Annotated in this window: 8 protein-coding genes and 1 pseudogene; 1 reads left to right on the top strand and 8 read right to left on the bottom strand. The window is 33.3% G+C overall.

All coding sequences use genetic code 11. The features are described from left to right. Window positions 1–84: 84 nt before the first annotated feature. The 7 genes from RRY75_RS12660 to RRY75_RS12690 all read right to left on the bottom strand — a co-directional run bounded on the left by RRY75_RS12660 (window position 85) and on the right by RRY75_RS12690 (window position 6,220). Window positions 85–348: a phosphopantetheine-binding protein gene (locus RRY75_RS12660; RefSeq protein ID WP_332491277.1), complete on the bottom strand. Its 264-nt coding sequence runs from the start codon at window positions 346–348 to the stop codon at window positions 85–87. A gap of 30 nt (window positions 349–378) precedes the next feature. Continuing rightward, window positions 379–1,725, bottom strand: coding sequence for a radical SAM protein (locus RRY75_RS12665; protein WP_332491276.1), 1,347 nt, complete (start codon window positions 1,723–1,725; stop codon window positions 379–381). A 464-nt stretch (window positions 1,726–2,189) separates the two neighbouring features. Then, entirely contained in the window at window positions 2,190–2,849 is a 660-nt protein-coding gene (phoU, locus tag RRY75_RS12670; protein WP_332491274.1) for a phosphate signaling complex protein PhoU, read from the bottom strand. Between the two features lie 14 nt (window positions 2,850–2,863). Beyond that, window positions 2,864–3,616 (bottom strand): phosphate ABC transporter ATP-binding protein PstB, encoded by a 753-nt coding sequence (pstB, locus tag RRY75_RS12675; protein ID WP_332491272.1) that lies wholly within the window; start codon window positions 3,614–3,616, stop codon window positions 2,864–2,866. Beyond that, on the bottom strand, window positions 3,606–4,472 hold the full coding sequence (gene pstA, locus RRY75_RS12680) for a phosphate ABC transporter permease PstA (RefSeq protein ID WP_332491271.1): 867 nt from the start codon (window positions 4,470–4,472) through the stop codon (window positions 3,606–3,608). Before pstA ends, pstB begins: the two co-directional genes overlap by 11 nt. Beyond that, window positions 4,456–5,325, bottom strand: a complete 870-nt coding sequence (gene pstC / locus RRY75_RS12685; RefSeq protein WP_332491269.1) for a phosphate ABC transporter permease subunit PstC — start codon at window positions 5,323–5,325, stop codon at window positions 4,456–4,458. Before pstC ends, pstA begins: the two co-directional genes overlap by 17 nt. A 25-nt stretch (window positions 5,326–5,350) precedes the next feature. Further along, window positions 5,351–6,220 carry a phosphate ABC transporter substrate-binding protein gene (locus RRY75_RS12690; protein ID WP_332491268.1) on the bottom strand — a complete coding sequence of 290 codons (870 nt, stop codon included), beginning with the start codon at window positions 6,218–6,220 and terminating at the stop codon, window positions 5,351–5,353. Between the two features lie 224 nt (window positions 6,221–6,444). On the opposite strand from RRY75_RS12690, the gene RRY75_RS12695 reads away from it, so the two are divergent. Beyond that, window positions 6,445–7,647: a patatin-like phospholipase family protein gene (locus RRY75_RS12695; protein ID WP_332491266.1), complete on the top strand. Its 1,203-nt coding sequence runs from the start codon at window positions 6,445–6,447 to the stop codon at window positions 7,645–7,647. Between the two features lie 467 nt (window positions 7,648–8,114). On the opposite strand, the pseudogene RRY75_RS12700 reads toward RRY75_RS12695, so the two are convergent. Next, window positions 8,115–8,368 (bottom strand): annotated as a pseudogene (locus RRY75_RS12700) (CPBP family intramembrane glutamic endopeptidase); the annotation flags it as partial.

Raw genomic sequence — 8,368 nt, forward strand, 5'->3', positions numbered from 1 at the left:
CTCCTTATATTAAAAATATTTTTTTGGCTTTATCACCAAAATGTATGTTCAACACTTATTAAACATACATTTTGGTGATAAATTTTACAATATTCCAATCTCTGTATTGTATAATTCTTCTATCACTGATAAAAATGTATTAAATGATGCGATGCTCTCAAAATTCAATACTTCTGTAGGGAAACTAATTTCAAACTTGTCTTCAAATGCAATAATCATAGACATAAATTCTAAAGAATCTGCTATGTACTCTCTTAAATCCAAATCCTCTGTATCGATATCCTTATCAATATATATACCAATACTCCCTAAAACTTCATAAGATTTTTCCCTTATTAATTCAATCATAAATATTTCCTCTTACTTTCTATCTTTATCTTATAAATATTTATAAAATCCATCTTTATCTAGCATTTCTAATGTTTCTACTAAAAAATCTTTTTCTATAGGGCACTGTCTCTGATTTTCTTTATTTAATGCAAGAGATCTATTGCAACTAGATGTAAAACAATTTGCACTAAAAAAACATTTCCTACACTTTCCCTCTAACTCCAAAGTGGTTACCCATAAACTTTGTCTATATTCATCAAGCTCCATAGTTCCATCACTCTTTAGTACACCTATTCTACTTTTATCATTCCTCATAAATTCACAAGTACACTTATATACCAGTCCTGTGCAGTCAATTACAAAATTATTATTTTTAGCACCATAACATAATCCTTGCCCAATTGCTAATGATGAATAAAAACTTGTAGTTACATGTGTATTTTTTTGCTTAGAGACTTCATCTCCATATTTTTCATATACCTTATCAAACTCCTCTTTATCTAATAAATGCTCGGAAAAATCATCTATTAGGGCCCCTCCCCAATTCATAACTGGTCTAAAAAATAAATTAAATCTTTTATCCTCTCCAAAATTTCTTATTAATCCTTCTACAAATTCATCCATATATTCTACAGTATCTTTTGCATAATTAGTTCTTATTGATATATTAAATCTTTTATTACTATTATCTTTAATATCTAGTAAGTTTTTATAAATTTTCTTGTATGACCCCATACCATTTGCTAAAGTTCTTTGATAATCATGTGTTTTTTCTGCACCATCAATTGTAATCTGGTAATATGTAACTTTTGATTTTAACAGTCTATTAAAAATTTCTAAATTAAGTAAATATGCATTTGTTGTTATAGAACTAGAATATATTTTTCCTTCCCTACTACATATATCTATAATTTTTTCAGACATTTGTTCAATTACATTAACTTTTAATAATGGTTCTCCTCCATACCAAGATATATGTAATCCTCTATATTTACTTATATTCTTTTTAATAAATTTCACTATATTTTCTTGTACACTAGTACTAATTGTTTCATGTGTCCTATCTTCATAACAATATTTACATCTTAAGTTACAATCTTCAGTAAGAACTATAATTAACGTTAAGATATTGTTATTATTGATTTCTTCTATGTATTTAAATTTTAGTATTTGATCCTCATTAATTTCTTCTTTCACTAAAAATTTTTTTTCTATCAGTTTTTTTGTTAAGGACTTTTCTTTATTTGCTACTATGTTATTTTTTATATTATAAAAATCTTCTTTATCATCTTTTTTTATTTTGTAAAAAGAATTTATTCCTTGCAAACTATTATATAAAAGCAACTCATCATTATTTTTTTCATGAATAAAATTAAATTTAGAAAATTTATACATTATTATCCCCTTTTATTTTTATAAATTACTATTTATATGTTTTTATTTTACGAATTATTTACCACAAAAACAATTATAATATATACTAAATAATAATTTTTTTTTACTAAAATGTCAACAATTTCTAAGTAATTAAATTATATTTTAAAAAATATATAATTTAATTACTTAATTAGAATCTTAATCCCCCCTGTTTTAAATTAAATATGACGTATACATCATCCATAGATATTTTTGTCGTATAAACCTTATTCTTATAAAACTAATGTATCCCATCTATTGGAATACATAGATTGCCTAGTTCATCTATCTTATACGATGTAATTATTTCAAGTTAACTTCTCTTAGATTACGTCCATGAATGATCACATCATTGATAAGAAACATATTAAAAGTAAAGTTACAACTCTCTAAAATTCTAAAAAAGGTGCTCCACCTATTTTACTAAGTGGAGCACCTTCTTTTTACTTACTATATTCACCTGTAAGGTTGTAAATAAGCCATTCTGCTATATTTGTAATATGGTCTGCGATACGTTCTAGATATTTAATAATCATGATGTAAGCTGCACCACTTGGTACAAACTCACTATTTTTACTCATCTCAATTGTAATCTCTTTGAATATCTTAGTGAATTCTTCATCTATCTTATCATCATATTTACAAATTTCTTTAAGCTTTTCTAAGTCTTTTTGCATAAAGTTATCCAGTGTTTTTGCAAGCATTTCTCTTACATGTGTTGCCATTTTTTCAATATGACGTTTGTATGCAATTTCTTTGGTCCACACACCATCTTCTAAAGTAAGGCTGTAATTACAAATATCCTCACAGTGGTCCCCTATACGTTCCATGTCTGTTACGCTTTTAAGCATAGACATAATAAGTCTTAAGTCCTTGGCAATAGGCTGCTGATGGGTAATAAGACTTACACATTTCTTTTCAATCTCTATTTCCATAGCATCTATCATATCATCACTTTTAATGACTTCTTGTGCTAATGCTTTATTTTGCTGCGTTACCGCTTCTATAGCATTGCCTACAAGTGTTTCTACTTGGTTTCCCATTTTAATCATTTCTAATCTAAGTTCTTCTAATTCTTTTTCAAATACTCTTCTTGGTGACATGATCTCCACTCCTCTTAGCCAAATCTTCCTGTGATATAGTCTTCTGTACGTTGGTCTTGTGGTTGGTCAAATATTTTATCTGTTGGCCCCACTTCTACCAACTCTCCTAAAAGGAAGAATGCTGTTTTGTCAGAAATACGTGCTGCTTGTTGCATATTATGTGTCACGATTACAATTGTATATTGCTTTTTCAACTCATTGATTAAATCTTCTATTTTCAAAGTAGAAATAGGGTCTAATGCAGAAGTTGGCTCATCCATAAGTAAAATCTCTGGATTCATAGCAATACTACGTGCGATACAAATACGTTGTTGTTGCCCACCTGATAAGCTGGTTGCACTTTTTCTTAGACAGTCTTTAACTTCGTCCCAAATCGCTGCCTTTTTCAAGCTATCTTCAACTATTTTATCGAGATCACTTTTTTTCTTGATGCCTTGCATACGTGGACCGTAAGCAATGTTATCATAGATACTCATTGGGAATGGATTAGGCTTTTGGAATACCATTCCTACTTTTGTTCTAAGTTCAATGGGATTCATGTTGAAAATATCTTGCCCTCTAAAGGTAATGCTGCCATCTACTTTAGTGTCTTCCACTAAATCACTCATACGATTTAAGATACGAAGAAATGTAGATTTTCCACATCCTGAAGGACCAATAAAGGCTAGAACTTCATTCTTTTTAACTTCCATATTAATGTTTTTAAGTGCTTTAAAATCTCCGTAATAGAAAGATAAATTCGACACGTTTAAAATGCTATTTTCCATTTTTCATCTTCCTTCCAATCACATAAGTTAATAAGTTAAGTGTAAGTACTACCATAAGTAAAACGATAGCTGTTCCGTAGGCTTCTTCTAAAGAAATCCCTTCTTTAGCTAACATATACAAATGTACAGATAAGGTTCTTCCAGATTCCATCACTGTCGTTGGTACTCTAAATACCATTCCTGCCGTTAAGTAGATGGCTGCTGTTTCTCCAATAATACGTCCTGTACTAAATACAATGCCTGTTAAAATCCCAGGTACTGCACTTGGTAAAACAACTTTCATAATGGTTGCAAACTTGGAGGCTCCAAGAGCAAGTGAACCTTCTCTATAGCTTAGTGGTACTGTTTTTAAAGCTTCTTCTGTTGTCTTAACTACCGTTGGAAGAATCATTAAAGATACTGTCAATCCACCAGCAAGCAGTGAATATCCCATTTTCATTTGAGTTACAAAGAACATCATTCCGAATAATCCAAAGAGAATTGAAGGAACCGCAGCTAAGCATTCTGTAGCAAATCTTAATCCTTTTACAAACTTTGAAGGCTTTGCATATTCACTTAGGTAAATAGATGTACCCATTCCAACTGGTACTGCAATGACAAGCCCCATCACTACCATATAAATCGTTGTGATAATCGCTGGCATGAGTCCTACAATGTTAACATGCCCAATACCTTTCATGAAGATATAGGATAAAATCCAAATAAGCATAGCAAAGGTAGAAAAGGCAATAGCACCAATCACACCATAAATAATCTTTTCTTTTGAAGAAACATATTTAAAAGGGCTTACTCTTCTATCTGCTTTTTTATCTAAGGTAGGTCTTTCGCATACTACGCTATTAAGCTTTGCTTCCACGTGTTTCCCTCCTCTCTGAATAATTGTTAATGCAATGTGTCGCTAAGTTGATACCGATAATAAGTACGAATAAAATCATACCTGTTGCAAAGAGTGCTTGTTGATGCACACCTGTTGCATAGCCCATCTCTATCGCAATATTTGCAGTAAGTGTTCTTACTGGATCTGTAATGCTAGTTGGTAATAATGCTGTATTTCCTGCTACTAAAATAACGGCCATGGTCTCACCAAGTGCACGACCTGTAGCTAATATAATCCCGGCCATCGTTCCTGATTTGGCTGCTTTCAGCTGAACCTTGAAAATATATTGTAATTTGCTTGCGCCAAGTGCTAGAGCACCTTCTTTGTATTCATTAGGTACTGCTCTTAAGCTTACTTCTGTCATACGAATAACAGTAGGTAGTACCATGAGCGCTAAGATGAAGATTACAGCAAGTAAACTACTTCCTGCTCCCTTCCCACCAAAAAGGTCATTGATAAGTGGTACGACTACCATAAGTCCCCAGAATCCATAAATAACTGATGGAATTCCTGCCAATAAGTCAACTGCTGCTGAAAGCACTTTTGCTAAATGACTTGGTAAGACTTCTACTAATACAATTGCTGTACATATTCCTACTACAATGGCTACAAGCATAGCCCCTGCTGTACCATAAAGACTGGAAACGAGCATTGGGAAAATCCCAAAAATTTCACCTGAAGGCATCCAATTGGTGCCTGTTAAGAACGCCCAAAGATTAGTATGTTGAAAGAAAGGGAGTCCACCGACTACAATATAGACTCCCATAAATGCAACTATTGAAATAGTTAGAGCTGCAAAACACCAGAACACTTTCTTCATTATTCTATCCATATGATCACCTTATAAGTTGTTATTATTATTTAATTGAAATGTATTTCTCACTTACAATCTCTTGACCTGCATCACCTAAGATAAATTCTACGAATTCTTTTGTTTCAGCTGATTCTTCTTTATTTGTTAAGATAAGAAGTGGTCTTGAAATAGCGAATGATCCATCTTTTACACTTTCAACTGTTGCTTCTACACCATCCACGCTTACTGCTTTTACAGTATCATCAATGAATCCTAAAGATACGAAACCAACTGCACCTTCTTTTGACGCAACTGTTGCTTTCATTGTACCATTACCTTCTGCAATTAAGGCACCTGGTGACATAGAAGAAACTGTTTTGCCATCAATTTCTTTTTCAAGTTTTAAAATTTCTTCAAAAGCACCTCTTGTCCCTGAACCATCTTCACGAGATACTACGATTACTGGTTGGTCTGCTCCACCTACTTCGCTCCAGTTAGTTATTGTACCTTCAAAGATATCTTTAATTTGTTCTTTTGTTAAATCTGTTACACCGTTTGCTGGATTTACAACGACTGCAATTCCGTCGTAAGCGATTGTTGTTATATCAAAGTTATCATTTGCTTCTTCTGCTTTAAGTTCACGAGATACCATACCGATATTTGCTGTACCATCATGCGCTGCTTTAACACCTGCTGATGAACCAACACCTTGAACTTCTATTACAACATCCGGTTGTTCTTCTTTATATTTTTTAGCTAAATCTTCCATTGGAACTGCTACTGTTGTTGATCCTACTGCAACAATTTTGCCACCTGATTTTGCACTACTACCTGTTGCTTGTGGTGTGCTATCTGCTGTACCGCTTGCACATCCTGTTAACATTGCCATCCCAATTGTTGCTACACCTAATATTCTTAAAAATTTATTTTTCATTTTTATTTCCCCCTTATTTATTTTACGAGACTAAGAATACCTCTTTAATGTTCAAAACATATTGGTGTTTTGTTAAATCCATGTTAAATTACTCATATCATCAAATAACATTTATATTATGAAATAAAATTTCTTCTATATAATTGTCTAGATTACTTGCCCCGTAGTTTTTCTCTTGTTACATTATAATTAGAAGAAATGTAATAAATTGGAGATGATACACAATGCTAGGATTAGCTTTAGAAGGTGGCGGTGCAAAAGGTGCCTTTCATATAGGTGCCATCAAGGCTTTTCTTGAGAATGGATATGAATTTAATGGGGTTGTGGGCACCTCTATAGGTGCATTTAATGGTGCACTGGTCGCACAAGGAGACTTTGATGCACTTTATGAACTGTGGATTACTCTAGAACCCTCTACTTTGTTTGATATAGACAATGATTATATGACTAAGTTGGTCCATAGTGAGCTTTCTTTAGATATGATGAAATACCTCAAGAATAGGACTAAGGTTTTCATTGAAAATGGTGGGATAGATACTGGCAAACTCCGTTTAGTCCTAGACCAGTTAATAAATGAAGCTAAATTGCGTACTTCGACTAAAGACTTTGGAATGGTAACGGTCTCCATTCCTGACTTTAAGCCTGTTGAAGTGTATAAAGAACTCATTCCAGAAGGTAAAATCAAAGATTACATTATGGCAAGTGCCAACTTCCCTGGCTTCAAACTCTGCCCTCTAGACGGAAAGTACTATATTGACGGAGGCATCCATGATAACTGCCCTGTTAACTTACTCCTTCGCAAAGGCTATGACAAGATCATTGCTATACGTACTTCTAGTAGTGATAAGTTCTCTAAGCTAGATACACATCATGCCCAAATCATTAATGTACTCCCTTCAGAAGACTTGGGTGCTGCTTTACTATTTACCAATGACTTGATTAAAAGAAATATCCAACTTGGCTACTTTGATGCACTCAAGACCATTCATGGACTTAAAGGACAGCGCTACTATATTCATCCACTAGAAGAGACTATTATTTGGAATCACCTACAAGCAGTTCCTAATGAAGTAATCCAGCAATTAGGTCAACACCTAAAGTTACCTCCTATGGATAGTAGACGCATGCTCTTTGAAAAAGTCATCCCAACAATTGCCTCACTCCTAAAACTTCCCCCCACTGCTACGTATCAAGACATTTTTATCGCACTCCTAGAAGTCCTAGCTACTAAAAGTGGTGTAGAAAAATATGAGATTTACGCTCTAGAGGATTTCATTCAAAGAATTGACACAAACTTGGTCAAGACATCTCCCACCTATCGTAGGCACAAGAAACTGTTTGGGCGCAAAAAATTGCCCCTACGCATTTTAGACCATCCTAATATAGAAGACTTAGCTTATATCGCATTTGATACACTTACTAAGTAAGATATTTTTGCATATAACAAAAGGCGCCCTTGGGGGAGGCGCCTTTTGTTTCTGTTTATATATTCATACAAACTGAAAAAGGGATAAATAATATGGGGAGATTTTAATCTTTGAGTATGATATATAGCTCTCACTGTTAGGGAAGATTAAGGCTACATATCAACTACTCATGCCTCTATCATAACTAACTTTCTTGAATAAGTTATGAAGATACCTCTTTATTTTAAAATTGCACAAAAAAGGCGCCTTGGGGAGGGCGCCTTTCTTTTTTCCGTTTATATTTTATACAAACTGAAAAAGGGATAATAATATGGGGAGATTTTAATTTTAGAGAGAGTTGTGTAGCTTCAAATTGTTAGGGAAGATTTCTGCTACACCTCTTCTCTTCATGTATTATTATGCCTTCTATTTTTTAACAAATTATGTCCTTGCCCCTAATAAATTAAGAACTTTTTATAAAGAATTCTTTATATCACTTGTTTAGAGAGCCTCCAGATTAGCCCCCCTGTTACAATTAACATGAAGAAGGTAGTAAGCAAGCTACCCTCTATGCCAAATGCCCCACCATTCCATAGCGTGGGAATACTCATTTCTGTCTTAAATAAACTAACATCTAACACATTTCCACTGACACTTATACCAAATACATTGCCTTGGAATAAGTTCCATGCTGTATGAAAACCACAAGCTGCCCATAAGTTTTCTTCTTTTAACACAAGTA

Origin of the sequence: Niameybacter sp., assembly GCF_036655075.1 — a bacterium.
Lineage (GTDB): Bacteria > Bacillota > Clostridia > Lachnospirales > Cellulosilyticaceae > Holtiella.

Excerpts from the sequence above, each read along its gene's own strand:
- RRY75_RS12690 (WP_332491268.1), bottom strand. The coding sequence starts at position 6,220 with ATGAAAAATAAATTTTTAAGAATATTAGGTGTAGCAACAATTGGGATG.
- pstC (WP_332491269.1), bottom strand. The coding sequence starts at position 5,325 with ATGGATAGAATAATGAAGAAAGTGTTCTGGTGTTTTGCAGCTCTAACT.
- phoU (WP_332491274.1), bottom strand. The coding sequence starts at position 2,849 with ATGTCACCAAGAAGAGTATTTGAAAAAGAATTAGAAGAACTTAGATTA.
- RRY75_RS12660 (WP_332491277.1), bottom strand. The coding sequence starts at position 348 with ATGATTGAATTAATAAGGGAAAAATCTTATGAAGTTTTAGGGAGTATT.
- RRY75_RS12695 (WP_332491266.1), top strand. The coding sequence starts at position 6,445 with ATGCTAGGATTAGCTTTAGAAGGTGGCGGTGCAAAAGGTGCCTTTCAT.
- pstB (WP_332491272.1), bottom strand. The coding sequence starts at position 3,616 with ATGGAAAATAGCATTTTAAACGTGTCGAATTTATCTTTCTATTACGGA.
- RRY75_RS12665 (WP_332491276.1), bottom strand. The coding sequence starts at position 1,725 with ATGTATAAATTTTCTAAATTTAATTTTATTCATGAAAAAAATAATGAT.